Consider the following 23,479-nt stretch of genomic DNA (forward strand, 5'->3'; position numbering starts at 1 on the left):
GGCCGGCGGCCCCCGCTTTTCGTTTGGCGTTGTGGAAGCGGGGCTGCCTCGCTATCTCACGATGAGACACGCTCCAGTTTCCGATCCGCATCAGGCCGAGAACACACCATGCCTTCTGAACACCGCTCGCCTCGCCTTGCCGTTCTGATCGATGCGGACAACGCATCGGCAAAGATCGCCGACGGACTGTTCGAGGAGATTGCGAAAATCGGCGAAGCCAGCGTTCGCCGGATCTACGGCGACTTCTCCACCTCGCGCTCGAAGGGCTGGGCCGATATTCTGGCGAAACACGCCATCATCCCGCAGCAGCAGTTCGCCTACACCACCGGCAAGAATGCCTCCGACATCACGCTGGTGATCGATGCGATGGACCTGCTTCACAGCGGCCGTTTCGAAGGCTTCTGCCTGGTCTCGTCCGACAGCGACTTCACCCGCCTCGCCTCGCGGATTCGCGAGCAAGGCGTCGATGTATTCGGCTTTGGCGAACAGAAGACCCCGGAGAGTTTCCGGCAAGCGTGCCGGCGCTTCGTCTACACCGAGAACCTGATCGCAGGAGCGAGCGACAGCAAGGGTACGGCATCGACGGCGAAACCGCTTCAGCCGCCGAGTGCGGCCACTCCGATCATCGAGCGGGTGATCAAGCAGATGGAGAGCGAAGACGGTTGGGTGTCGCTCGGCGAAGTCGGCAAGCACCTGTCCAATCTGGCTTCCGACTTCGATCCCAGAACCTTCGGCTTCCGCAAGCTGAGCGACCTCGTTCGCAAGACCAACGCGTTCGAGTTGGAGCATCAGGGCGGCCACGCGATGCGAATTCGCCTGAAGCCGCACGGCCCTCCGGCCGAAAAGCCGACATCCCGGCGGAGGCGCTCCGCGAGACCGAACCCGCCCACGGGCGGCGCCGAGTCCTGAACGGCCGGCGCGAGATCCGCGCGCCAGCTCGACGCGGGCATCTGCGCCGGCAATCGGATAGATCCGTGCCACCCGCTGCACCGAGATGAGCGGCGACTGCGTTCAGTGGCTGCCGACCGTCTGCTTCTCACCGGCCACCCGGCTCGCGCTGAGTTCAACTACGGTGTCCATCGGCGTCAGCAACGATCGGCGATGGGTGATTGCCAGCACCGTGACGTCGCAAGCAATCGCCCGGATGTGGTCCATGATGTCCCGTTCGGTGTCTTCATCCAGGGCTGAGCTGACTTCGTCGAGAAACAAGATCGCCGGGGCGCCGTACAGAGCACGCGCGACCGCAATCCTCTGGCGCTCCCCGCCGGACAGTTTGAGACCGCGTTCGCCCACCGCCGTATCGAACCCCTCCGGCAGGGCTTCGATCAGCTGAAGGATCGCGGCCTTGCTGGCCACGTCTCGCAACCGCGCTTCGTCCCGCTCCCGGCCGAGCAGGATGTTGTCCGCCAGACTCTCGTTGAGCAGGATCACCTCCTGCGGAACGACCGCGATCATCTTGAACCAATCGGCGCGCGCGATCTGCCGGATCTCGGTGCCATCCACCGTGATCCGGCCTTGCTGCGGCTCAATGGACTTCAGGGCGAGCTTGAAGACGGTCGACTTTCCCGCGCCGGTCTCGCCGACGATGAACGTGATGGTGCCGCGCCCGGCGGAAAACCCGATACCTGATACGCCTCGCCCATTCCCGTAATCGTAGCCGACCTCTTCGAACATGATCGTGCCATCGGAGATGCTGAAGGAAGCCGACGACCGATCGTCGTGTTCTTCCGGAGCATTCCAGAAGCGCGTCAGCGGCACCAGTTGCGCGCGCGATCGGGCGAAACTGTCCATGGTCTGCGCGATCATTTCGAACGGGGTGTTGAGCTGCAGCAGGAGAGCGTTGAACAGCACGATGTCCCCGATGCTGACGGCCCCAGCCTGATACTTCGGTAACAGCAGCGCGAAATTAATCGCGAACTGGGCTGCGAGACCAAGACCGAGCAGAGCCGAAGTTCCTGTCCGCCTGAGCATGTAGGCCCGCCAGCCGTCCCTGACGGCAGCTGCGCGATCGGCGAAGCGCCGGCTCATCCAGGTCGAGCCACCGAGCTGGCGCAAGGTTTCCATCGCGTTCATCGCGTTGCCGGCGAACCGGGCGTTGTCCTGGCTAGCGGCCATCGCAGCGTCCAGAAGTTGCTGCGACCCTCGCGTCGAGCCTAGTGTGACGAGAACGACGACCACGCCGTAGACCGCGACCGCGAGGACGATCTGCAGATCGAGCAGATAGCCGAGCGTGACCAGCGTCAGCCCGACTTGGGTCGCGCTCGGAAGCCAAACGATCAGAGCGATGTTCGCGATGGTCGTCAGAGCGCCTCGTCCCTGGCCGACTGCATTCTGGATCTCGGCGGGATTGTGCTCGATGAAGAACTCGGAGCGCTTCCGCAAGATTCGCGCGAACAGCTCGGTGGAGACGAAATATCCGAGGTTCTCGGAGATGATGACCGAGAGATACTGGACCACCCGGCTCAACACCGACGCGATCCCGATCAGCGCCGCATAGGAGAACAGCGCGTACAGCAGTTCGCCGGACGCGTGGTCCTTCGGCAGTTGGTCGATCGCCCGGGAAAACAGATACGGCGCCGCGACGCTGGCTGCGCTGGAGATCAGGACGACGACCACGACGACCGAAAGCGACCGCCAATCCTCTCGCGCATGGCTGCGCAGTATCGCCACGGCAGGGCTGGGACCAGAACTGTCGTTGTTCATGCGGCCCTCGCGCGTTGGAGCGTTGTCCAGGGAGGGGCTGTAATAGACGTCAGAGATCGCGATTTCCACCGTCTGCCGATCGGTTGAAACGATTCAAGGCAGATTCGCGAAACCGGTATGATCGCGTGGGTTGGCCGGACGCAGGCGAAACAATCAACCAAGCGTGCGAAGGTCATCCTTTGAGGCTCGCTGCGCGGGCGCCTCTGGATGACGATAATCCTCGCTGAGGACCGTCTGTTCGACGCGAAGCTCGCGCCCTACTGCGGCCTTCGTCGCGGCGGGCGCGGCTGTTCGGCGCGGGCGGCGGTGGGCGGAGCTGCGGCCGGCTGCTCCTGCTGAGCAGTGTTGCTCGGCCCGAACAGCACCCGGGTCGGGTTGCGGTCGAAATTGTTCACCGCGCGGCTGATGTCGGCGAGCGTACGACGGCCGTCGAGGATCAGGGCGCCGGAGCGCTTGTCGAGATTGTCGGCGAGTTCGCGGAACGACTTCACAGCCTGGAACAGCTCGCCGCCGTCCTTGCCGCCGGCCAGCGCGTCGATGCCCTGCATCACGCTGTCGGTCTTGGCGATCACGCCGTCGACCCGCGACATGATGCTGTCGATCTTGTCGGAGCTGCGCGCCAGGCTCGAGGTGAAGGTCTGCAAATTCTCCAGCGAGGTCTTCACCGACTCCTGGTTCTCGGAGACCAGGCGGTTGACGTTGCGCAGGGTCGCCTTGATCGACTCCGAGATGTCCTGCAGCAGCTCGGGATCGGCGGTCAGCACCGGGGTGCCGTCGTCGTCCAGCGGCACCGGCGGCGCGGTCTCCGAGCCGCCCTTCAGCGAAATCGCGGCGACGCCGGTCAGGCCCTGGAATTCCAGGCCAACCTGGGTGTCCTTGCGGATCGGCGCGGTGTTCTCGACCATCGCCAGCGCCACCACGCGGCGCGGATTGTCGAGCTTGACCGACACCACCTCGCCGACCCGGACGCCGTTGAAGTTCACGCTGCCGCCGTTGCGCAGGCCCGAGGCCGCGCCTTCGAACACCACCCGCAGCGGGCTGCGCGCCTTGGTGGTGTGCAGGCTCTGAAACCACAGCACGAACCCGAACGCCGCGGCGATCACCGCGAGGGTGAACGTCCCGATCAGGAAGTAATTCGCACGCGTTTCCATTCGCCTCTACTCCAAACCAATCTGCGGCGCCGCCGGCTCATCAGCCGCCGCGCCACGCGGCAGGCTTTGAGCGCAGAATGCGGAAGCAAAACGACGCAGCCGCAGTGCGGCGGTCGAAATTTCCTGACGCGTCCCGATCATGGCGAACCGACCACCGCGCGAGCGCGCTTGCCGTGAAAATACGAACGCAGCCACGGATGCTGCGAGGCCTGCATGTCGGCGATGGTTCCGGCTGTGATCACCTTGCCATCCCCCAGCACCGCTATGCGGTCGCAGGCGGTGTGCAGGCTGTCGAGGTCATGGGTTACCATGAAAACCGTCAGACCCAAAGTCCGCTGCAGCGTCCGCACCAGCTCGTCGAAATCGCCGGCGCCGATCGGGTCGAGACCCGAGGTCGGTTCGTCGAGGAACACCAGCTCCGGATCGAGCGCGAGCGCGCGGGCCAGCGCCACGCGCTTGATCATGCCGCCGGACAGTTCGGACGGATAGCGGTCGATCACTTCCGGCTTCAGTCCGACCATCACCAGCTTGGCGATGGTGATCTCATCGAGCAGCCGCTGCGACAGCTTCAGATATTCCCGCACCGGGAACTGGATGTTCTGCCGGACGGTCAGCGAGGAGAACAGCGCGCCCTGCTGAAACAGGATGCCCCAGCGCCGCTCGACGCCGCGCCGCTCGGACTTGCTGGCCTTGTCGAGATCGATGCCGAACACCTCGATGCTGCCGCTCAGCTTCGGCACCAGGCCGATGATAGTCCGGGTCAGCACCGACTTGCCGGCGCCGGAAGGGCCGACGAAGCCGAGGATCTCGCCGCGCCGGACGTCGAGATCGAGTCCGTTCAGCACCCGCGTCGCGCCGAACTGCACGGAGACGTCGCGCACCCGGATGATCGGATCGGCCGCACCCGTCATCGTCAGATTCCAATTCCCGCAAAGAAGATCGCGAACACGCCGTCCATCACGATCACGAAGAAGATGCTCTTCACCACCGACGCGGTGGTGTGGCTGCCGAGCGACTCGGCGCTGCCCTGGACCGCCAGCCCCTCGACGCAGGCGACGATGCCGATCACGGCGGCCATCACCGGCGCCTTGATCATACCGACGGTGAAATGATCGATCGAGATCGCGTCGCGCAGCCGCAGCAGGAACGCTTCCGGATCGACGCCGCCATACAGCCAGGCGACCAGGCCGCCGCCATACAGCGCCGCCATCGCGCCGAGGAAGGTGAGGATCGGCACCGCGATCACCAGCGCGATCAGCCGCGGCACGATCAGCACGTCGATCGGATCGAACCCCATGGTTCGCAGCGCGTCGATCTCCTCACGCATCTTCATCGAGCCGAGCTCGGCCGTGTAGGCGCTGCCCGACCGGCCCGCCACCATGATCGCCACCAGCAGCACGCCGAGCTCACGCAGCACCAGCACGCCGAGCATGTCGACCACGAACACGTCGGCGCCGAACTTGCGGAAATGGAAGATGCCCTGCTGGGCGACGATGCAGCCGATCAGAAAGGTGATCAGCAGGATGATCGGCACCGCGCGCCAGCACACCTGCTCGAGGTGGTGCACGGTCGAGGTCAGCCGGAACGAGGTCGGCCGGACGATCACGCGCAGCACGCCGGCCATCACCGCGCCCATCATGCTGATCAGCGCGACGATGTCGTCGAAGAACGCGTACATGGTGCGGCCGAGCCGCTCGATCGGCGCGCGCAGCGATCCGCCGCGCCGCGGCGCGGGTCCGGTGTCGCCGACCTGGCGCACCTCGTCGACCAGGCTGGCATAGTTGGTCGACAGCCCGGCGATCCGCGCCTCGGTACCGTCCTGACCGAGGTTGCGGCGCATCCGTTCGATCAGCCACGCGCCGAACGTATCGAGCCGCGAAATTCCGGAGACGTCGATGAAGACGCTGGGCTTGGTTTCGCCGATCTTCTCAGCTTCCGTGACCAGCCGCTCCAGCGCCGGCGCGAACCGCGCAGTCCATGTTCCCGATGCGCGCAGCGCCAGCTCTTCGCCACGCGCGATCCGTTCGAGCGACGGACCGCCCTCCAACGCTATCTGCTGTGTCATTTTGAGCCAATCCGGGTTCGAACGCCGCCTTGCGGGCCAAGCTCATTACCAGCCATACTTGTCAGCTCCGAGCAACCCTCGGTTTGAGCTGACAAGGCCTGCAAATGAACTCCCTGATAGCGCCTGAACTGACCGGGCGCATCGAACGCTGGCCGATCGCCGGCGCCTTCACCATCAGCCGCGGAGCCAAGACCGAAGCGATCGTCGTGGTGGCCGAGCTGCGCAGCGGCGACCACGTCGGCCACGGCGAATGCGTCCCCTATGCGCGCTACGGCGAGACGCCGGAAGCGGCGCTCGCCGCACTGGAGGCGATGCGCGCGCCGCTGGCGGGCGGTCTCGATCGCAGCGCGCTACAGGCCGCAATGCAGCCCGGCGCAGCGCGCAATGCACTCGACTGCGCGCTTGTCGATCTCGAAGCCAAGATCAGCGGAAAGCGCGCCTGGGAGCTGTTCGGCAGCGCTGCGCCCCGCCCCGCCACCACCGCCTACACCATCTCGCTCGGCACGCCCGAAGCTATGGCCGAGGCGACCGCGAAAGCCGCGTCGCGGCCGCTGCTCAAGATCAAGCTCGGCGGCGACGGCGACGACGCACGGATTGCGGCGGTACGTCGCGCCGCGCCGAATGCCGAACTGATCGTCGATGCCAACGAAGCCTGGACGCCGGACAATCTCGCCCGCAACCTCGCCGCCTGCGCCGGCGCCGGCGTGACGCTGGTCGAGCAGCCGCTGCCGGCCGGGCATGACGAGGCGCTGGCCACCATCGCGCGCCCAATCGCAGTGTGTGCCGACGAGAGCGTGCACGACCGCACCTCGCTCGCCGCGCTGCGCGGCCGCTACGATGCTGTCAACATCAAGCTCGACAAGACCGGCGGCCTTACCGAGGCGATGGCAATGGCCCAGGACGCGCAAGCGCTCGGCCTGCAGATCATGGTCGGCTGCATGGTCGCCACCTCGTTGGCGATGGCCCCGGCGATGCTGCTGACGCCGTTCGCCCGCTTCATCGATCTCGACGGCCCGCTGCTGCTGGCGCGCGATCGCGATGACGGCCTGCGCTACGACGGCAGCACGGTCTATCCGCCCGAACCGGCGCTGTGGGGCTGATCGGCGCTTGTCGGCGTAAGCAGCCAGCGACGCATCACCACCAGCACTATGGCACCCGCCAGCCCCATCGCCGCCATCATGTCGTACACGGCAAGACCATAGCGAGCGAACACCGCGCCGGAGGCAATCGACGCGGCGCTCATGACGAAGCCCGCGGCCGCAGTGTAGTAGCCCTGCCCGCGCGCGATCAAATGGCCAGGCACATGGCGGACCAGCAGCCCCATGGTACCGACCTGGGTCAGACCAAAGGTGAAGCCGTGAAGCAACTGCACCACGGTGAGCACCGGCAGCGACGGATCCTGGGCGGTGATCGACCAGCGCAGCACCGCACTCAGCGCACCGCCAAGCATCAACCACATCGGCGACCAAGTGAACCGCGGCGATAGCGCGAACACCACGATCTCAGCGACGACGCCGAGCACCCACAGCACCGAGATCGTGGTGCCGCTGAGACCGGCGCCCTGCCAGGCGATCGACGCGAAGGTGTAGTACGCCGCGTGGCTGCCCTGGATCAGCGCCGCCGCGACCACGATCGTCAGGAACGTCGGATTGCGTAGCAGCGAGGCGCCGCGCTGCGGCGTCGCCGATTTCGCCGGTGCATCCAGCGGCCGCAAGCCGAAGCCGGCCAGCGCACCGACCCAGGCGAATGCGACGATCAGCCAAATCAGTTGCTCCGCCGCCACCAGATCCGCCAGCACGCCGCTCACCAGCGCGCCGGCGATGAACGCCGCCGAGCCCCACAACCGCAGCGGCCCGTAATTCAGCCCGTAGCGCGCCACGGCCTTCAGCGCGTAGCCGTCCGTCAGCGGTACGATCGGCGTCCAGAAGCAGGCGGTGAGCACGAACACCACGAAGATCAGCAGCGGAGCACGTAGAATCCCGAGGAGGGTGAATCCGAGGGCAGTGATCACCGCGGTGATGATCATCGCGGCGCGGATCGCGTTGCGCCGTTCGGCCGCGGCAGTGATGAAAGGCAGAAGCGTGAAGCGCGTCACCGCAGGCGCCGCGACGATCAGGCCGATCAAAGAAGCCTCGATTCCAACGGCCTTCAGCCACACCGTGAAGAACGGCAGGTAGGTGCCGGCGACCGTGAAGCTGGTCGCGTAGAACACCGCGAGCCGAGACGCGAATCGCTTCGCATCCGGTGATGGGATGGGGATTTGTGATTCGGGAGACATCAATTCAATTGCGATTCGACGCGGATCGTGGTGATCGTTATCGTGACGCGCAGTGAATTGTGCAACGAGTCCCTTGATGACCGACGAAGCCTTCGCCCTTTCGCCGATCTCCGCCCGCCCGGTAATGCCGAGTGATGCGGACTACGATGCGATCCGCGAAGCCTTCATGGAGACCTCGCGGGGCCGTTGGTTCCTCACCGAATACGCCAAGCGCAACCGCAACGCCGACACCAGCATGGTGCTCGACGCGGTGGCGCGGATCGAACAGACCCTCGCCGCTCAGAAGCAGGCCCAGGCCGAAGCCGCCGTGGAGTCGCTGGCGGCGATCCGCGCGGTGATCGGCGAGGCGCGCGCCAGCGTCGCCAAGGCGATCGCGACGCTCGACGACACCGCGACCCTGGTGGCTGCGCATCGCGGCGCCCGCGCGATCAGCGAGGTCGCTTCGACCTTGCGCGAATGCGGCGCCGACTCCCGGATCTGCGATCTGCTCGACCAGCAGGTCGCCGCCATCGACAGCGGCCACCGGCTGGTCGCAGGAATCGATCGCGATGCGATCGACGCCGCATTCGACCGGATGCTGCAACACGTCGCCGCAATCTCCGGCGTCGCTCCCGAAGCCGCAGCAAACCGAGCCGCGCCGGAGACGACAGCCGCAGCGGCCCCTGCCGCTACACCAGCGATGGACGAGCCCGCCGCTGCGCCGCAGGCCGCCGCTGAGCCCGAAGCCGTCGCGCCGCAGCCGGCCGCGGCTGAGCCTGTCGCTCCGCAGGCAGTTGCTCCGCAGGCCTCCGCTCCCGAGGCGGCAGAACCGGCTTCCGCTCCGCAGGCGCAAGCTGCCCCGGCGTTCGTGGTGGTCAAGGGCACGCCATCGGAAGAACTGGAATTCGTCGAAGCCGAAGACCAGACGCCCGCGCCCGCTGCAGTGGCGGCTTCGGTGGCCCCTGCCGAAGCCCCTGCCGCCGCCAGCGCGGCTGAGCAGTCGGAAGCCGCTCACCTGCTCGACGAGGTGGTGGCGCTGGACGCCGAGGGCCTGGAAGACGACGCGGTGCTCGATTTGGTCGCCCGCGAGATGTCGGCGCCCGAGGTCTCGGAGCCATATCGGCCCGAGGATGATGCCTATGCGGCGGCCGCGGCCAGCACCGCTGCGGAAATCGAATCCGACATCGCAGCGCTGCAGCAGGCGCTGAGCGAAGAGATTGCGGTGTCGCCGGAGCCGATGACGATCGACGACGCACCAGCTTCCGCCGCGGAGGCATTCGAGGCGGAGCCGGAGCCTGACGCCGCGTTCGAGCCGGTCGGCGAAATCGGTGAAGCCGCTCCCATGGAGGCCATGGCCGAGCCGGTCGCCATCCATGCGGCCGCTGCACCGGTGGCGATGGCTACCGCTGCTGTCGCCGGCGAAGTCGCTGCTGCTGCGCCGGCCTCGCTTGGCGCCGCGGCCATCGCCAGCGGTGCGGTCGCGGCCCCGCCGCCGATGCGCAGCGACGCGCTGGTGCCGATCCGGCGGATGAGCCAGGCCGAGAAGATCGCGTTCTTCTCGTAACCAGCGGGCGCGGCGAACGCGTTCTCGAAATCAGGCAATCAGGCGGCTGAACAGGTCGGCATCGACATTGCCGCCCGACAGCACGATCGCGACGGTCTTGCCGCGGACGTCGAGCTTTCCGGCGAGCAGCGCCGCCAGCGCCACTGCGCCGCCCGGCTCCACCACCAGCTTCAACTCGCGGAATGCGAAACCGACCGCATCGCCGACCTCGGCATCGGACGCCGCAACGCCGCCGGCGAGCAGCACGCGATTGATCGCGAAGGTGACCTCGCCGGGGATCGACATCATCAGCGCGTCGCAGATCGTGCGTCCGCCGGCCGGATTGGACTCGCGCCGCCCCGCCACCAGCGAGCGGGCGTGGTCGTCGAAGCCCTCCGGCTCGGCCGACATCGCCAGCGCCTGGGGAAACCGCGCTTTGACAGCGAGCGCCGTGCCGGCGATCAGCCCGCCGCCCGAGGCCGGCGCCACCACCAAATCCGGCGCGATGCCCAACGCGGCAAGGTCTTCGCCGATCTCGCGGCCAACCGTGCCCTGCCCGGCGATCACCATCGGATCGTCGAACGGCCGCACCAGCGTCGCGCCGCTGCGCTCGGCGATGTCGCGGGCGATCGCCTCGCGGTCCCCACGGTCGCGATCGTACAACACCACCTCGGCGCCATAGCCGGCGGTGCGCTCGCGCTTCGAGGCTGGTGCATCCGACGGCATCACGATGGTGGCGTGGACGCCGAGCAGCTGCGCCGCGGCGGCAACGCCCTGCGCATGGTTGCCCGAGCTGAACGCCACCACGCCGCCGCGCCGGGCATCTGCCGGGATCGAGGCCAGCTTGTTGAAGGCACCGCGAAACTTGAACGAGCCGGTGCGCTGCAGGACTTCGGGCTTGAGGAACACCCGAGCCCCGGTCGCAGCGTCGAGCGCCGGTGACGAAAGCAGCGGCGTCCGCACCGCAACGGGCGCGAGCACCTCGGCAGCCGCATCGATATCGGCGACGGAAACAGGCAGCACAGGGGAATTGGTCATGGCCGGCATCTAACGCCGCGCCGCGCGCGCCGACAAGGTGCGATGATACGCGCGCCTCAGGCAACCATCCGATGCGGCTTGGCGCCGTGAGGATGAAGCCGGTCTGCGTCCAGCATCGACACCCGGCGGACGTTGTCGAGGAAGGCGTGGGCCGAAGCTTCCCAGGTGTGATCGGCGGCGAATGCCAGACACGCCTCGCGCGAGATCTCCAGGGCGCCGAGACACGCGGCGCGCAGATCCTCGCTCAGCACACCGACCGGGGAATCGCCGATCACGTCGCGCGGCCCGGTCACCGGAAACGCCGAGACCGGCACACCGCTCGCCAGCGCTTCGAGCAGCACCAGGCCGTAGGTGTCGGTCTTGCTCGGAAACACAAACACGTCGGCGGCGGAATAGACCTTCGCCAGCGCCTCGCCCTGCTTGGCGCCGAGAAACACCGCGTTCGGGAAATCGCGTTCCAGCGCCGCCCGCGCCGGGCCGTCGCCGACCACCACTTTGGTGCCCGGCAGATCGAGCGACAGGAATGCTTCGAGGTTCTTCTCGACCGCGACCCGGCCGACCGACAGGAACACCGGCCGCGGCAAGCCGAGATCGGCATCCTCGCGCGGATGGAACAGATGCCCGTCGACGCCGCGCGGCCACAGCACGACGTTGCGGAAGCCGCGGCCGCGCAGTTCATCGGCGAGCGCCGGCGTCGCCGCCATCACCGCATGGCTGGCGCCGTGAAACCGACGGAGCAGCGACCACACCCAGGACTCCGGGATCGGCGCGCGGGCGGAGACGTATTCAGGAAAACGCGTGTGGAAGCTGGTGGTGAAGCGCAGCCCGCGCTTGCGGCAGTAGCGTCGCGCTGCGAGCCCGATCGGGCCTTCGGTCGCGATGTGGATGCAATCGGCGTGCGCGGCATTGATCAGATGCGCGACCCGGATCGGATTGGGGATCGCGATCCGCAGATCCGGGTAGCTCGGCAGCGCCACCGTCGGGAACGTCTCAGGCGTCAAGAACACTACGTCGACGCCGAGCGACTTCGCCGCTTCGGCCATCATCGTCAGCGTCCGCACCACGCCGTTGACCTGCGGGTGCCATGCGTCGGTCGCGATCAGGATGCGCATCAGGCGGCCCGCGCAGCGACCGTCGGCACCGGCAGATTGCGCTTCAGCAGATCGGTCCAGGTGATGATCTCGAACCGGCCATCCTCGTGCTCGGCAAGCGCCGTGCAGCTTTCGACCCAGTCACCGCAGTTCATGTAGTTGATGCCGTGGAAGTCACAGATCGCGGCGGTGTGGATGTGGCCGCAGATCACGCCATCGGTGCCGTGGCGGCGGGCTTCCTGCGCCAGCGTCTCTTCGAACGCGCCGATGTAGTTGACCGCGTTCTTGACCTTGTGCTTGGCCCATTGCGACAGCGACCAATACGGCACGCCGAACCAGCGACGGAACGCATTGACGACGCGGTTGAGCCGGATCGCGAGGTCGTAGGCCTTGTCGCCGACATGGGCGAGCCATCTCGCGTTCTGCACCACCAGATCAAAGATGTCGCCGTGGATCACCAGATAGCGGCGGCCGTCGGCGCCGGTGTGGATCGCGTTCTCGACGACTTCGATGCCGCCGAAATGCGTGCCGTAGTAGTTGCGCAGAAACTCGTCGTGGTTGCCGGGCACGTAGATGATGCGCGCGCCCTTGCGGCCCTTGCGCAGCAGCTTCTGCACGAAGTCGTTGTGCGACTGCGGCCAGTACCAACTCGATTTCAGCGCCCAGCCGTCGATGATGTCGCCGACCAGATAGATGGTGTCGGCATCGTGGACGCGGAGGAAGTCGAGCAGCAGATTGGTCTGCGATCCTCGCGCGCCGAGATGGACGTCGGAAATGAACAGGGTGCGAAAGCGTCGTTCCGGACCGTCGTCGCTCATCGGTCTTGTCCCATCCAAGGCCGCCCGCGGGCGGCGACGTTTCGAACCCGGCTCTCAGGCCGCCATCGGCGTGGGAGTCCGCTCGAAACACACCAGCGTGTAGATGCCGAACGGCTTCAGCTTGCGCCGCTCGACCAGGATCGCGTCGGAGGTGGCCTGAGCCCAGGCCTGCAGCCGCGCGAACGGAAACTCCGGACGCAGACCCAGTGCTCGGGTCTTCTGCGCCGCCCAGCGCTCGACCGCAGCGGCCACGCCGACTTCGGAGTACAGATGATTGACCAGGATGATGCGCCCGCCCGGCTTCACCACGCGGTGGCACTCCGACAGCACCTGCTCGGGATTAGCGACCAGCGTGATGACGAATTGCGCGACGACGCAATCGAACGTCGCGTCGGCAAACTCCATCGCGTGCGCATCCATCTGGCGCACGTCTTTGACCCACGGATAGCGCCCGGTTGCCATCTTGGCGCGCGCCTTCTCCAACATCGGCTCGCACAGATCGATCCCGATAATTTCGGTCGTGGCGTCGTAATCGTCGAATGATAGTCCGGTACCAACACCGACTTCGAGAATCTTGCCGCCGTGCGCGCGCGCTTCAGCGGCCGCGGCGCGTCGTCCCTTCACCATCACCGGTCCGCATACCGCGTCGTAGATCGGAGCCCAGCGAGCGTAGGCGGTTTCAATCAGGGACTTGTCGAGATCGGGAGTCATCGGTTCCGTTCGAATCGTAAATTACTTACGAATTCGGATTATCAGCGGAGTACGACGACTGGACGACAGCGCACGGTCGGCCGGTTTGGGCCTTAGTCGAAGCCGTGGAAATGATGGATCGGGCCATGGCCGTGCCCGACCGAAAGCTTGTCCGCCGCGGCGATGGCGGCGCTCACCCACTGCTTGGCGGCAGCCACAGAGGCCTGCAACGACCGGCCTTTGGCGAGATTGGCGGCGATCGCGGAGGACAGCGAGCAGCCGGTACCGTGGGTATTGTTGGTCATGATCCGCGGAGCGGCCAACGCTTCCACCTCGGCTCCCACGAACAGGTAATCGGTGCTGGTCGGCCCGGTACCGTGTCCACCTTTGATCAGGACCGCTTCGCAGCCGAGCGCGAGCAGGCGCCGGCCCTGGCGTTCAATTTCGGCCGGCTCGGCGGCAACCGGCTCGTCGAGCAGTGCAGCGGCTTCGGGCAGGTTCGGCGTGATGAGACGGGCACGCGGGATCAGGGTGGTGCGCAGCGCCTCGACGCAGTCGTCCGCGATCAACCGGTCGCCGGAGGTCGCGACCATCACCGGATCGAGCACGACGTTGGCGGCGTGCCAGCGATCCAGCCCATCGGCGATCGCGGCGATCACGCCGCGCTGCGCCACCATCCCGATCTTGGTGGCGGCGACCGCAAGATCGCTGAACACCGCATCGATCTGCGCGGTGACGAACGCGGCCGGGACGTCGTGGATCGCGGTGACGCCGCGGGTGTTCTGCGCCGTCAGGGCGGTGATCACCGAGGCGCCATAGACACGGTTCGCCGAAAACGATTTGAGGTCGGCCTGAATGCCGGCGCCGCCTCCGGAGTCGGAGCCGGCGATGGTGAGTGCGATCGGAATGGCCATCAACGTGCTCGATTGAATGAGAGGGCGGACCGGCAGCCGATCGCGGTCGTAGCGCGCCCACGCCGCAGCGGCAAGAGCTTGCGCCGACAGGGTGTTTTGGGCTTGATGGCGCAAATCAAGCTGCCGGAGAGACCCGCGATGGTGCCGTTTTTCGTCCAGATCAAATGCCAGCTCGGCCAGTCCTACGCCGTCGCCAACGCGATCGCCGAAGCCGAGATCGCCTCGGAGATTTATTCGACCGCCGGCGACTACGACCTGCTGGTGAAATTCTACGTCGATCGCTCGACCGATATCGGCCATTTCGTCGCCGACAAGGTCCAGGTGATCCCCGGCATCAAGGACACCCACACCATCATCACCTTCAAGGCGTTCGGACCGAAGTGATCGCTGGTTATCCAGCCTTGGCTTTGCGCGGGGGCCGGACCGGTCCTTGCACCGGCGGCAGCGACTTGATGTAGGCTGCGATCGCCTCGCGGTCATCCTTGCCGAGCTGCGAGGTGTTGCGGATCACCTGCGCCATCGAGCCGCCGGCACTGTCGCCTTCCGGCGTCATGCCGGTCTCGAGAAAATAGGCGATGTCGCCGGCGCTCCAGTCGCCGAGCCCCTTCTGGGTGATGTTCGGCACCCAGCCCCTGCCCTCGGGATCGGGCCCACCGGCAAAGCGCTGCGCCGCGACGATGCCGCCGAGCGCGTTGCGCGGGCTATGGCACTCGGCGCAATGGCCGAAGCTGTTCACCAGATACGCGCCGCGATTCCACTGCGCCGATTGCGCCGGATCCGGCGTGAACGGCGTGTCATCGAAGAACAGCAGTTTCCACAGCCCGACTGCGCGGCGGATGCTGAACGGGAACGGCACGTCGTTCGGCGAAGCTCGGCCGGCGACCGCCGGCAACGTCTTGATGTAGGCGAACAGATCGCGGACGTCGTCGAGCCGCGCATGTGCGTAGGACGGATATGGAAACGCCGGATACAGATGCACGCCGCCCGGCGCCGTGCCGCGCATCACCGCGCTGACGAACTCCGCCTCGGTCCATTTGCCGATACCGTCATTTGGATCGGGCGAGATGTTCGGCACGTAGAACGTGCCGAACTCCGACTTCAGCCCCAGCCCGCCGCCGAGCTTGGTGCGATCGTCCTGCTTGGGCGTGGCGTGGCATTCGGCGCAACCGCCGGCGTAGAACGCGGTGCGGCCATTCTCGAGGTTGGCGGTGCGCACCGGCAGGCGGTCAGCCGACACCGTGGCCGGCATCGTCAACAGCCAGAACGCGGCGATGCCGATGATCGCCGCGATCACGGCTCCGAGTGTCCTGGCCACGGCCGATTCTCCGCTGCCGGCGGCGCTTGCCGCGTTAGCCTTCCTTCTGGCGGAAGTTCTCGTGGCAGCTGCCGCATGCCTTGCCGATCGGCTGCATTGCGGCCTTCAGCGTGTCGACATCCTTGACCTTGCCCTTGGCGCCGTCGACCGCCTTGGCGAAGTCGGAGATCTCGCCGTCGAATTTGGCGCGCTCGGTCCAGATCTTCGGCGAGGCGCTGTACTTGCTGTCGAACGGCTTCAGGCCCTTGGCGCTGTCCGGAAACAGCTTGGGAAGGTCCTTGGCGGTTTCGTCGAACTGCTTCAGCGCCGCATCGACCGCGGCCTGATCGTAGGGCTTCTCGCCCTTGGCCATGGCGCCGAGCACCATCATGTTCCGGCCGTTGTCCTTCATCAGTTTCTGGGTCTTATCGACCAGATCCTGCTGCGCCATTACGGCGCTCGCCGTCAGCAACACCGCTCCGGCCACGATCACAGTTCGCAACATCGCAATTCCTCCCGCTTGGTTGTTTCAACTCCGTCACCGGCCGCCGGTTCGGCGGCCTTCGCAGCGGTGGCTTAACGCCACTCTATTAGGTCTCGTTCGATCGACCCGGCTTTACAGCCGGTGCCGGCGCTCGTGTTCGCGGATCGCCATCCACACCCGCTCCGGCGTCGCCGGCATATCGATGTGGTCGATCCGGTATTCCCGCCACAGCGCGTCGATGATCGCGTTCATCACCGCCGGGCAGGAGCCGATCGCCCCCGCCTCGCCCGCACCCTTCACGCCCATTGGATTGGTGGCGCACGGCACGTTGTGTGTTTCGAAGATGATCGGCGCGCCATCGGCCGCGCGCGGCAGCGCGTAGTCCATGAACGAACCGGTGACGAGCTGGCCGTCCTCGGCGTTGTAAACCGCCTGCTCCATCAGCGCCTGGCCGATCCCCTGAATGGTGCCGCCGTGGACCTGGCCGGCGAGCAGCAGCGGATTCAGCGTCACGCCGAAATCGTCGACGATCACGTAGTTGACGATTTTGATCTTGCCGGTCGCCGGATCGAGCTCGATCTCGACCAGATGCGTGCCGTTCGGATAGGTGCCGTCGGCGCTGGCGAAGGTTGCGCTGGCGTTGAGCTTGGCAGGATCGACGCCGGGGCGCTTGGCGAGATCGGCGAAGCTGATCGAGCGGTCGGTGCCGGCGATCCGGATGGTGCCGTCGCTGATTTCGAGGTCGGCGGCGCTGGTCTCGAGCGCATCGGCCGCGATGTCGCGGAGCTGCTCGCCGAGCTGATGGGTGGCGCGCTGCACGCTGACGCCGCCGGACGGGATCGACGCCGAGCCGCCGGTGCCGAGGCCGGTGGCGATCTGGTCGGTGTCGCCCTGCACCACACGCACCCGCTCCTGCGGCACGCCGAACTGCTCGGCGACGATCTGCGCATAAGCGGTCTGGTGGCCCTGCCCGCTCGACTGCGTGCCGATCAGCACGGTGATGTCGCCATCGGGATCGAGCACCACCTTGGCGGTCTCCTCGCCCATCGTGCCGCAGACCTCGACGTAAGAGGCGAGCCCGATGCCGCGCACCAGTCCCTGCTTCTTGGCCGCCTTGGCGCGCTTGGCGAAATCCTTCCAGTCGCCGATCTCCATCGCGCGCTTCAGATGCGCGGCGAAGTCGCCGGAGTCGTACACTTTGCCGGTCGCGGTCTTGTAGGGGAGCTTGCGCGGCGGAATGAAGTTCTTGCGCCGGATCGCATCCGGCGACATCGACAGTTTACGCGCGCAGGCATCGACCAGACGCTCGACCACGTAAGCAGCTTCGGGACGTCCGGCGCCGCGGTAGGCATCGACCGGCACGGTGTGAGTGAACACGGTGCGGATCCGGCAGTGGAACGCCTGAATGTCGTACAGTCCCGGCAACATGCCGGCGCCGCCGTAAGGAATGTACGGGCCGAAGGTCGACAGATAAGCACCGACGTCGCCGATCAGGTCGACATCCATGCCGAGAAACTTGCCGTCGTCGGCCAGCGCCATCCGCGCGGTCGTGACGTTGTCGCGGCCTTGCGAGTCACCGACGAAGTGATCGCCGCGATCGGCGGTCCACTTTACGGTCTTGCGCAGTTTCTTGGCGGCGACCGCAAGCAGCGCGTATTCGCGATACGGAAACAGCTTGGTGCCGAACCCGCCACCGACATCCGGACAAATCACCCGCATCTTCTCGACCGGGATCTTCAGCACGGTCTGGCACAGGATATCGCGCAGCCGGTGACTGCCCTGGCTGCCGACCGTCAGCGTGAAGTGATCGCGCTTGGCATCGTATTCGCAGACCGCCGCGCGGGTCTCCATGTAGTTGGTGACGATGCGCGGGTTGACGATGCGGATTTCAGCGACCGCATGCGCTTTGGCGAACGCCTCGTCGGTCGCGGCCTTGTCGCCGATACCGGCATCGAACAGCACGTTGCCGGCGTGGTCGGGCCACACCTCCGGCGCGCCGGGCTCGACCGCGCGCGCGGCGCCGATCACGGCCGGCAGCGGAGTCCACTCCACCGCGATCGCTTCCAGCGCGTCGCGGGCATGCGCGAGCGTATCGGCGACCACAAAGGCGATCGCATCGCCGACATGGCGAACCTCAGCGCGCGCCAGGATCGGATAATCGGGCGCCTTGAACGGCTTGTCCGGCAGATTGAACAGGCACGGCAGACCGCCGAGATCGGTGACGTCATCCGCGGTCAGGATCGTCAGCACGCCAGGAAGACCACGCGCTGCATTCGCATCGAGCTTGAAGGTGGCATGGGCATGCGGCGAGCGCAGCACCAGCGCGTAAGCGGACGAAGCCGGCGCAACGTCGTCGGTGTAGCGGCCTTTGCCGCGAATCAGAGGATCGTCCTCCTTGCGCAACACGCTCTGGCCGACGCCGAACTTGGTGGGAGCCAACTTGGTTGGAGCCATGGGACCGTCACCTCCGATGCGATTGGAAAGCATCTTGCAGCGGATCGATGACAGGAGCAAACGCGCCGGCGCGAGCTTTGCGACTGAACACCGAAATATGAACCCAGTGGCAGCAATCTGCATTTGCGACTGCAGCGCGCTCGCCCCGCGCCCGGCGCAAAAAGAAACAGGTGCATCGGTTGCCCGATACACCTGTTTGGAAGCTCACGCAGGTCGGGGCGTCTCCGCCCCGCCGCGGCGAATTAGTAGCAGATCACCCGGCCGTAAACCGGATTGAACACGCACCCGCCATAGCCACGATAGTAGCCACGGCCACGGCCGCGATAATAGCCAGGGCCCCAACCGCGGCCACGGCCGTAATAGCCGCGCCCACGGCCGCGACCGCGGCCGCGCTGGGCCTCAGCCTTGCCGGTGCTTGCGGTCAGGAACAGCGCCGAGGTTCCGACGAGGCTGAAGCCGTAAATCGCCGTCAGCGTGACGGCGGCGAGAACGCGCGTCGTCCATCCCTTGCGGGCCTTGGAAGCAGTTTGAGCCATATGGATTGTTCTCCCGGTCGTTGAGCAGGTTATCGTCATGTCCCGTTGTTGGTGGGGTCGTGCGGGAAGACGGTTCAAATGCGCGGGGGCAATGCGCCCCCGTGATCGGCCTCGGCGGTCAAGCTTATGATCAAGCTAGGGTTTTGGTCAAGCCGCGATCGGCGCTGAACGCGGCGAGATGCTGCCAAACGTCGAAGCGGCCGGGATGTTCCAGCCACGCCGACGCCCACTTTCTCGCGTGCAGCGCCGCATGGGCGGGCCGATCGCTCGGGGAACACGACGCGCCCGCAGGCGTCTCACCGATGTCCAACTTTACTGGTCCAGCTATAGTGCCATTCAACTGAACCGCATCGCGGTGCGGATCGACTGTCAGGTGACGACCCTCGCCTCCCCCGCGCCGCTCCCGCGCACAACAAAGCAGCCCATGTCCCGCCAGCACACTTACATCCTCGGCCTCAACACCTACGACCACGACGTCAGCGCCTGCCTGCTGCGTGACGGCGAGATCGCGTTCGGCATCGCCAAGGAGCGCATCACCCGCGAGAAGCACGCCTCCGGCTTCTACAAGGAAGTCGTCGACTACTGCCTGAGCGCCGAAGGCATCACCATGGCGGACGTCGATCTGGTGGTGCGCAACTGTTACATTCTGCCGGTGCCGGAGATGGAAGACCGCCTGATCTTCCAGGACATGCCCGGCTTCCTGCCGGAACACGAGCGCGGCACCGCCCGCAGTCACCCGCTGTTCCGCAATCACACCAACAAGGTGGCGACGATCTCGCATCACCTCGCGCACGCCTACAGCGCGTTCGCGCCGTGTCCGTTCGAAGAAGGCGTGGTGATGATCGTCGACGGTGTCGGCAGCTACCGGGCCGATGTCGCCGAGCAATTTCCCGGCGACGAAGCCTCGCCGCTCGCCCGCGAATCCGAGAGCTACTACAAATTCAGCGGCACCAAGCTGGAGTGCCTGAAGAAGGTCTGGATGGAGCCGGAACGCGGTTTCCTCAGCGACGAATTCTACAACATGCCCGGCCTCGGCGCGTACTACAGCCGGGCCTCGACCTACGTGTTTGGCGACTGGAACAAATGCGGCGAGCTGATGGGGCTGGCACCTTACGGCCGCCCCGACGCGATCCCGCCGATGCTGCAGTTCGAGAATAACAAGCTCACCGTGCCGCGTTGGACGCCGGAGCTGGATCAGCCCTACATCATGGACAGCCCCGGCAAGTGGGAAGACAGCCCTTCGATGCGGCACTGGGAAGATCTCGCCTGGCGGGTGCAGGACGACACCGAGCGGGTGCTGCTGGAGCGCGCACGCTGGCTGCGCGAAACCACCGGCGCCAAGAACCTGTGCATCGCTGGCGGCGTCGCGCTGAACTGCGTCGCAAACGGCCGGATCGCCCGCGAGGCGGGCTTCGAGAATGTCTGGATCCAGCCCGCGGCCGGCGACGACGGCATCGCGATCGGCTGTGCCTATTACGGCCATCTGGCGATCCAGCAGAAACAGCGCGGCTTCGAGATGAAGCACGCTTACGTCGGCCGGTCTTATGCGGATGCTGAAGTCGAAGAAGCGACCCAACGTTTCTTCGTCAAGCCGCAGATCAACGTGGTCCGCTCGAGCGAGGTTTATAAGGAAACCGCGCGGCTGCTCGCCGATCAGAAGGTGATCGGCTGGTTTCAGGGCCGCTCCGAATTCGGCCCCCGCGCGCTCGGCCATCGCAGCCTGCTGGCCGATCCCCGCAGGGCCGAGATGAAGGACATCCTCAACAGCCGCGTGAAGCATCGCCAGCCGTTCCGGCCGTTCGCGCCGATCGTCCTGAAGGAGCGCGCGGACGAGATCTTCGAGAGCAAGGGCGACTCGCCGTTCATGCTGATGGCCAAGCCGGTGGCGCCGGCGTGGCGCGACAGGATTCCGGCGGTGGTCCACGTCGACGGCTCGGCCCGCGTCCAGACGGTGGACGAAGAGACCGCCCCCGATCTCTATTACATCCTGAAGGAGTTCGAAGCGCTGACCGGCGTCCCGGTGCTGGTCAACACCTCGTTCAACATCAAGGGCGAGCCGATCGTCGAAACGCCTCGCGACGCGATGGCCTGCTTCCTCACGACGGGCATCGATCATCTGGTGATGCACGACACCATTGTGTCGAAGAACAAGGCGCACCGCTTCATCAACCCGGTGCTGCAGGTCTATTCGGACGTCACCAATCTGGTGCGGTCGACCACCGCGGCTTGATCAGCCGCGCAGCAGGCGTTTGATCCAGCGCGGCCCGAACAGGATCAGGATCGCGGCGCCGTAGGTGACGGCGCCGACTGCGATCAAAAGCGCCAGCGCGGCTTCGCTGCGCAGCGCGGGCAAGAGTGCGAGATACGGCGGCGCGAACCAGGCGGTCAGCCACAACGCGGCGCCGAGCAGCACGCCGATAAGGCCGAACTTAACGATCGCGCGCACCAGCTCGCGATCGAACTCCAGGTAACCAGCACGCACCGAGAAGAAGATCACCAGCAGCAGATTGATCCAGGCGCCTGCAGCGGTCGCGAGCGCCAGACCGACCTGCGCCAGCGAGCCCATCAGGGCAAATTTCAGCACGACATTGGTGGCGACGCCAGTCAGTGCCGCCTTCACTGGGGTTGCAGTGTCCTTGCGCGCATAGAACGGCGCCACCGCGCTGCGAATCAAGACAAACGGGATCAGCGCGATCGCATAGGCGGCGAGCGTGGTGCCGGCCGAGATCGCATCGGCGCGGGTGAAGGCGCCGCGCGCAAACATCGCCCGCATGATCTCGTCCGGCACGGTGAGAAATGCGGCGACGAACGGCACCGAGAACAACAGCGTGAATTCGAACGCGCGGCGCTGTGATGCCTTGGCGCCGGCATCGTCCCCCGCAGTGAGCTGCCGCGACATCTCCGGCAGCAGCACGGTGCCGATCGCAATGCCGATCACGCCGATCGGCAATTGGTTGAGCCGATCAGCATAGTACAGCGCCGACAGCGCCCCAGCCGGCAGGAAGGTGGCGATGATCGTGTCGGCGAACAGCGCAAGCTGCGTGCCCATCGAACCGAGCGTCGCCGGCCCCAGCGCACGGAAGAATGCGCGGACATCTTCGTCTAGCTTCGGCCTGGAGAACCGCGGCAAGCCACCGTGCAGCGACAGGTCACCGGCGAGCAAGAAGTACTGCAGCACGCCGGAAATCAGCACGCCCCAGGCGGCGGCATGGCCGGCGCTCGGGAAGAACGCGGCGAGCGCCAGCGTCGCCATCATCGAGATGTTGAGGAAGATCGAAGCCCCGGCCGCCGAGGCGAAGCGCTGCATCACGTTGAGGATGCCGCCGTACAGCGTCACCAGCGTGATCAGCAGCAGATAAGGAAAGGTGATCCGCGTCAGCTCGATCGCCAGCGCGCGCTGCTCCGGATCGTCGGAGAAACCCGGCGCCAGAATGCTCATCATCTGCGGCATGAACGCCAGCGCGACGGCAAGCAGCACCAGCTGCGACAGAAACAGCAGCGTGAAGATGCGGTCGGCGAACAGCTTCGCCGAGGCCTCACCCTTCTCGCCGTGGACATGCGCATAGGCCGGCACGAAGGCAGCGTTGAACGCACCCTCGGCGAAGATCGCCCGGAAGTGATTTGGCAGTCGCAGCGCGACGAAGAACGCATCCGCCACCGGACCAGCGCCGAGGATCGCCGCCAGCATGATGTCGCGGGCAAATCCGGTCAGACGCGACAGCAGGGTGAAGCCGCCAACGGTGAAGATGCGCTTGAGCATGAGGCGCTTCTACAGGAAGTCGCGACAGCGCAAAACAGGAATGGCTGGCTACGGTCCCCTCACCCGGAATCCCGATGTGGTGAAGGCAGAGATTCCGGGTTCGCTCGCTATCGCGAGCGCCCCGGAACGACGGGGAAGCTCAGTGCCCGACCCGAACGAGGGTGCCTTACCGCCCCAGCGCGCCGCGCACCGCGTGGATCACGCGATCCTGCGTCGGCGCATCAAGATAGGCGTGCATCGGCAGCGCGATGACGTCACGCGACAGCCGCTCGCACACCGGCAGGCCGCCATCGGCGACCGGGAAGCCGCGATACGCGGTCTGCTGATGCATCGACTTCGGATAGTAGATCGCGGTCGGGATGCCCTGCGCTTTCAGCGCTGCGGCAAAGCCATCGCGATCGACGCCGTGCGGCAGGCGAATAGTGTACTGCGCCCACACCGAAGTGCAGTCCTCCGCGAGCCGCGGAACGGTGACGACATCCGCCAGCGCCTTCGAATAGCGCTCGGCCACCACGTTGCGCGCGGCGATCTCGTCCTCGAAGATCGACAGCTTCTGCAGCAGGATCGCCGCCTGGATGGTGTCGAGACGGCCGGTGAGGCCGAGCCGGACGTTGTCGTATTTGTCGATGCCCTGGCCGTGGACGCGAACGCTCTTCAGCGCCTCGGCGAATTCGGAATCAT

21 protein-coding genes are annotated in these 23,479 nt (G+C 66.1%); 5 read left to right on the plus strand and 16 right to left on the minus strand.

The annotated features are described in order from the left end of the window. The first annotated feature begins 108 nt into the window (after positions 1-108). Positions 109-909, plus strand: a complete 801-nt coding sequence (locus DYI24_RS01430; RefSeq protein WP_164570983.1) for an NYN domain-containing protein — start codon at positions 109-111, stop codon at positions 907-909. A gap of 102 nt (positions 910-1,011) precedes the next feature. On the opposite strand, the gene DYI24_RS01435 is transcribed toward DYI24_RS01430, so the two are convergent. From DYI24_RS01435 to DYI24_RS01450, 4 genes are all read right to left on the minus strand, one after another. Further along, on the minus strand, positions 1,012-2,772 hold the full coding sequence (locus tag DYI24_RS01435) for an ABC transporter ATP-binding protein (protein ID WP_349627725.1): 1,761 nt from the start codon (positions 2,770-2,772) through the stop codon (positions 1,012-1,014). Positions 2,773-2,960: 188 nt separating this feature from the next. Further along, a complete protein-coding gene (locus tag DYI24_RS01440; protein ID WP_107345653.1) occupies positions 2,961-3,854 on the minus strand; it encodes an MlaD family protein in 894 nt (297 codons plus the stop codon). 137 nt (positions 3,855-3,991) lie between these two features. Further along, complete coding sequence (locus tag DYI24_RS01445; protein WP_164570984.1) at positions 3,992-4,765, minus strand: ABC transporter ATP-binding protein; 774 nt, start codon at positions 4,763-4,765, stop codon at positions 3,992-3,994. A 2-nt stretch (positions 4,766-4,767) separates the two neighbouring features. Continuing rightward, entirely contained in the window at positions 4,768-5,919 is a 1,152-nt protein-coding gene (locus tag DYI24_RS01450; RefSeq protein WP_164570985.1) for an ABC transporter permease, read from the minus strand. A gap of 104 nt (positions 5,920-6,023) precedes the next feature. On the opposite strand from DYI24_RS01450, the gene dgcA reads away from it, so the two are divergent. Continuing rightward, a complete protein-coding gene (dgcA, locus tag DYI24_RS01455; RefSeq protein ID WP_164570986.1) occupies positions 6,024-7,019 on the plus strand; it encodes an N-acetyl-D-Glu racemase DgcA in 996 nt (331 codons plus the stop codon). On the opposite strand, the gene DYI24_RS01460 is transcribed toward dgcA, so the two are convergent. Continuing rightward, entirely contained in the window at positions 6,989-8,197 is a 1,209-nt protein-coding gene (locus tag DYI24_RS01460; protein WP_164570987.1) for an MFS transporter, read from the minus strand. The two genes, dgcA and DYI24_RS01460, sit on opposite strands and share 31 nt — an antisense overlap. Before the next feature lie 76 nt (positions 8,198-8,273). Between DYI24_RS01460 and DYI24_RS01465 the strand changes: the two genes are divergently transcribed. Next, positions 8,274-9,740: a hypothetical protein gene (locus DYI24_RS01465; RefSeq protein WP_164570988.1), complete on the plus strand. Its 1,467-nt coding sequence runs from the start codon at positions 8,274-8,276 to the stop codon at positions 9,738-9,740. A gap of 30 nt (positions 9,741-9,770) precedes the next feature. On the opposite strand, the gene DYI24_RS01470 is transcribed toward DYI24_RS01465, so the two are convergent. The 5 genes from DYI24_RS01470 to thiD all read right to left on the minus strand — a co-directional run bounded on the left by DYI24_RS01470 (position 9,771) and on the right by thiD (position 14,270). Next, the gene (locus tag DYI24_RS01470) at positions 9,771-10,766 is read right to left on the minus strand and encodes a threonine/serine dehydratase family protein (protein ID WP_164570989.1); all 996 of its coding nucleotides are present in this window, start codon (positions 10,764-10,766) and stop codon (positions 9,771-9,773) included. 47 nt (positions 10,767-10,813) lie between these two features. Beyond that, positions 10,814-11,869 (minus strand): glycosyltransferase family 4 protein, encoded by a 1,056-nt coding sequence (locus tag DYI24_RS01475; RefSeq protein ID WP_164570990.1) that lies wholly within the window; start codon positions 11,867-11,869, stop codon positions 10,814-10,816. Then, positions 11,869-12,666: a UDP-2,3-diacylglucosamine diphosphatase gene (locus tag DYI24_RS01480; RefSeq protein ID WP_164570991.1), complete on the minus strand. Its 798-nt coding sequence runs from the start codon at positions 12,664-12,666 to the stop codon at positions 11,869-11,871. The genes DYI24_RS01475 and DYI24_RS01480 overlap by 1 nt, the downstream gene beginning before the upstream one ends. A gap of 54 nt (positions 12,667-12,720) precedes the next feature. Continuing rightward, positions 12,721-13,377: a class I SAM-dependent methyltransferase gene (locus DYI24_RS01485; protein WP_164570992.1), complete on the minus strand. Its 657-nt coding sequence runs from the start codon at positions 13,375-13,377 to the stop codon at positions 12,721-12,723. 92 nt (positions 13,378-13,469) lie between these two features. Then, the gene (gene thiD, locus DYI24_RS01490; RefSeq protein WP_164570993.1) at positions 13,470-14,270 is read right to left on the minus strand and encodes a bifunctional hydroxymethylpyrimidine kinase/phosphomethylpyrimidine kinase; all 801 of its coding nucleotides are present in this window, start codon (positions 14,268-14,270) and stop codon (positions 13,470-13,472) included. Positions 14,271-14,408: 138 nt separating this feature from the next. On the opposite strand from thiD, the gene DYI24_RS01495 reads away from it, so the two are divergent. Further along, positions 14,409-14,654: an Lrp/AsnC ligand binding domain-containing protein gene (locus DYI24_RS01495; RefSeq protein ID WP_107345664.1), complete on the plus strand. Its 246-nt coding sequence runs from the start codon at positions 14,409-14,411 to the stop codon at positions 14,652-14,654. A gap of 7 nt (positions 14,655-14,661) precedes the next feature. Here DYI24_RS01495 and DYI24_RS01500 read toward each other — a convergent pair whose 3' ends face one another. From DYI24_RS01500 to DYI24_RS01515, 4 genes are all read right to left on the minus strand, one after another. Next, positions 14,662-15,585, minus strand: coding sequence for a c-type cytochrome (locus DYI24_RS01500; RefSeq protein WP_164570994.1), 924 nt, complete (start codon positions 15,583-15,585; stop codon positions 14,662-14,664). Between the two features lie 34 nt (positions 15,586-15,619). After that, a complete protein-coding gene (locus tag DYI24_RS01505) occupies positions 15,620-16,069 on the minus strand; it encodes a c-type cytochrome (RefSeq protein ID WP_107345666.1) in 450 nt (149 codons plus the stop codon). A gap of 111 nt (positions 16,070-16,180) precedes the next feature. Further along, positions 16,181-18,502 carry a xanthine dehydrogenase family protein molybdopterin-binding subunit gene (locus tag DYI24_RS01510; protein WP_164570995.1) on the minus strand — a complete coding sequence of 774 codons (2,322 nt, stop codon included), beginning with the start codon at positions 18,500-18,502 and terminating at the stop codon, positions 16,181-16,183. A gap of 242 nt (positions 18,503-18,744) precedes the next feature. Then, the gene (locus DYI24_RS01515) at positions 18,745-19,038 is read right to left on the minus strand and encodes a hypothetical protein (protein ID WP_107345668.1); all 294 of its coding nucleotides are present in this window, start codon (positions 19,036-19,038) and stop codon (positions 18,745-18,747) included. A 424-nt stretch (positions 19,039-19,462) separates the two neighbouring features. Between DYI24_RS01515 and DYI24_RS01520 the strand changes: the two genes are divergently transcribed. Next, the gene (locus tag DYI24_RS01520; protein ID WP_164570996.1) at positions 19,463-21,268 is read left to right on the plus strand and encodes a carbamoyltransferase family protein; all 1,806 of its coding nucleotides are present in this window, start codon (positions 19,463-19,465) and stop codon (positions 21,266-21,268) included. Here DYI24_RS01520 and murJ read toward each other — a convergent pair whose 3' ends face one another. Both murJ and DYI24_RS01530 read right to left on the minus strand, forming a co-directional pair. Then, complete coding sequence (gene murJ, locus DYI24_RS01525; protein ID WP_164570997.1) at positions 21,269-22,798, minus strand: murein biosynthesis integral membrane protein MurJ; 1,530 nt, start codon at positions 22,796-22,798, stop codon at positions 21,269-21,271. It lies immediately after the preceding gene. Between the two features lie 166 nt (positions 22,799-22,964). Further along, positions 22,965-23,479: DegT/DnrJ/EryC1/StrS family aminotransferase (locus tag DYI24_RS01530; protein ID WP_205523320.1), on the minus strand; the 515-nt coding region annotated here is incomplete at its 5' end.

Source organism: Rhodopseudomonas sp. BR0C11 (assembly GCF_010820945.1).
Lineage (GTDB): Bacteria > Pseudomonadota > Alphaproteobacteria > Rhizobiales > Xanthobacteraceae > Rhodopseudomonas > Rhodopseudomonas palustris_H.

Bases quoted from the DNA above. Each gene is read 5' to 3' on its own strand.
- DYI24_RS01430 (WP_164570983.1), top strand. From the start codon at position 109: ATGCCTTCTGAACACCGCTCGCCTCGCCTTGCCGTTCTGATCGATGCG.
- thiD (WP_164570993.1), bottom strand. From the start codon at position 14,270: ATGGCCATTCCGATCGCACTCACCATCGCCGGCTCCGACTCCGGAGGC.
- murJ (WP_164570997.1), bottom strand. From the start codon at position 22,798: ATGCTCAAGCGCATCTTCACCGTTGGCGGCTTCACCCTGCTGTCGCGT.
- DYI24_RS01465 (WP_164570988.1), top strand. From the start codon at position 8,274: ATGACCGACGAAGCCTTCGCCCTTTCGCCGATCTCCGCCCGCCCGGTA.
- DYI24_RS01460 (WP_164570987.1), bottom strand. From the start codon at position 8,197: ATGTCTCCCGAATCACAAATCCCCATCCCATCACCGGATGCGAAGCGA.
- DYI24_RS01505 (WP_107345666.1), bottom strand. From the start codon at position 16,069: ATGTTGCGAACTGTGATCGTGGCCGGAGCGGTGTTGCTGACGGCGAGC.
- DYI24_RS01470 (WP_164570989.1), bottom strand. From the start codon at position 10,766: ATGCCGGCCATGACCAATTCCCCTGTGCTGCCTGTTTCCGTCGCCGAT.
- DYI24_RS01495 (WP_107345664.1), top strand. From the start codon at position 14,409: ATGGTGCCGTTTTTCGTCCAGATCAAATGCCAGCTCGGCCAGTCCTAC.
- DYI24_RS01450 (WP_164570985.1), bottom strand. From the start codon at position 5,919: ATGACACAGCAGATAGCGTTGGAGGGCGGTCCGTCGCTCGAACGGATC.
- DYI24_RS01520 (WP_164570996.1), top strand. From the start codon at position 19,463: ATGTCCCGCCAGCACACTTACATCCTCGGCCTCAACACCTACGACCAC.
- DYI24_RS01515 (WP_107345668.1), bottom strand. From the start codon at position 19,038: ATGGCTCAAACTGCTTCCAAGGCCCGCAAGGGATGGACGACGCGCGTT.
- DYI24_RS01510 (WP_164570995.1), bottom strand. From the start codon at position 18,502: ATGGCTCCAACCAAGTTGGCTCCCACCAAGTTCGGCGTCGGCCAGAGC.
- DYI24_RS01440 (WP_107345653.1), bottom strand. From the start codon at position 3,854: ATGGAAACGCGTGCGAATTACTTCCTGATCGGGACGTTCACCCTCGCG.
- DYI24_RS01485 (WP_164570992.1), bottom strand. From the start codon at position 13,377: ATGACTCCCGATCTCGACAAGTCCCTGATTGAAACCGCCTACGCTCGC.
- dgcA (WP_164570986.1), top strand. From the start codon at position 6,024: ATGAACTCCCTGATAGCGCCTGAACTGACCGGGCGCATCGAACGCTGG.
- DYI24_RS01445 (WP_164570984.1), bottom strand. From the start codon at position 4,765: ATGACGGGTGCGGCCGATCCGATCATCCGGGTGCGCGACGTCTCCGTG.
- DYI24_RS01480 (WP_164570991.1), bottom strand. From the start codon at position 12,666: ATGAGCGACGACGGTCCGGAACGACGCTTTCGCACCCTGTTCATTTCC.
- DYI24_RS01475 (WP_164570990.1), bottom strand. From the start codon at position 11,869: ATGCGCATCCTGATCGCGACCGACGCATGGCACCCGCAGGTCAACGGC.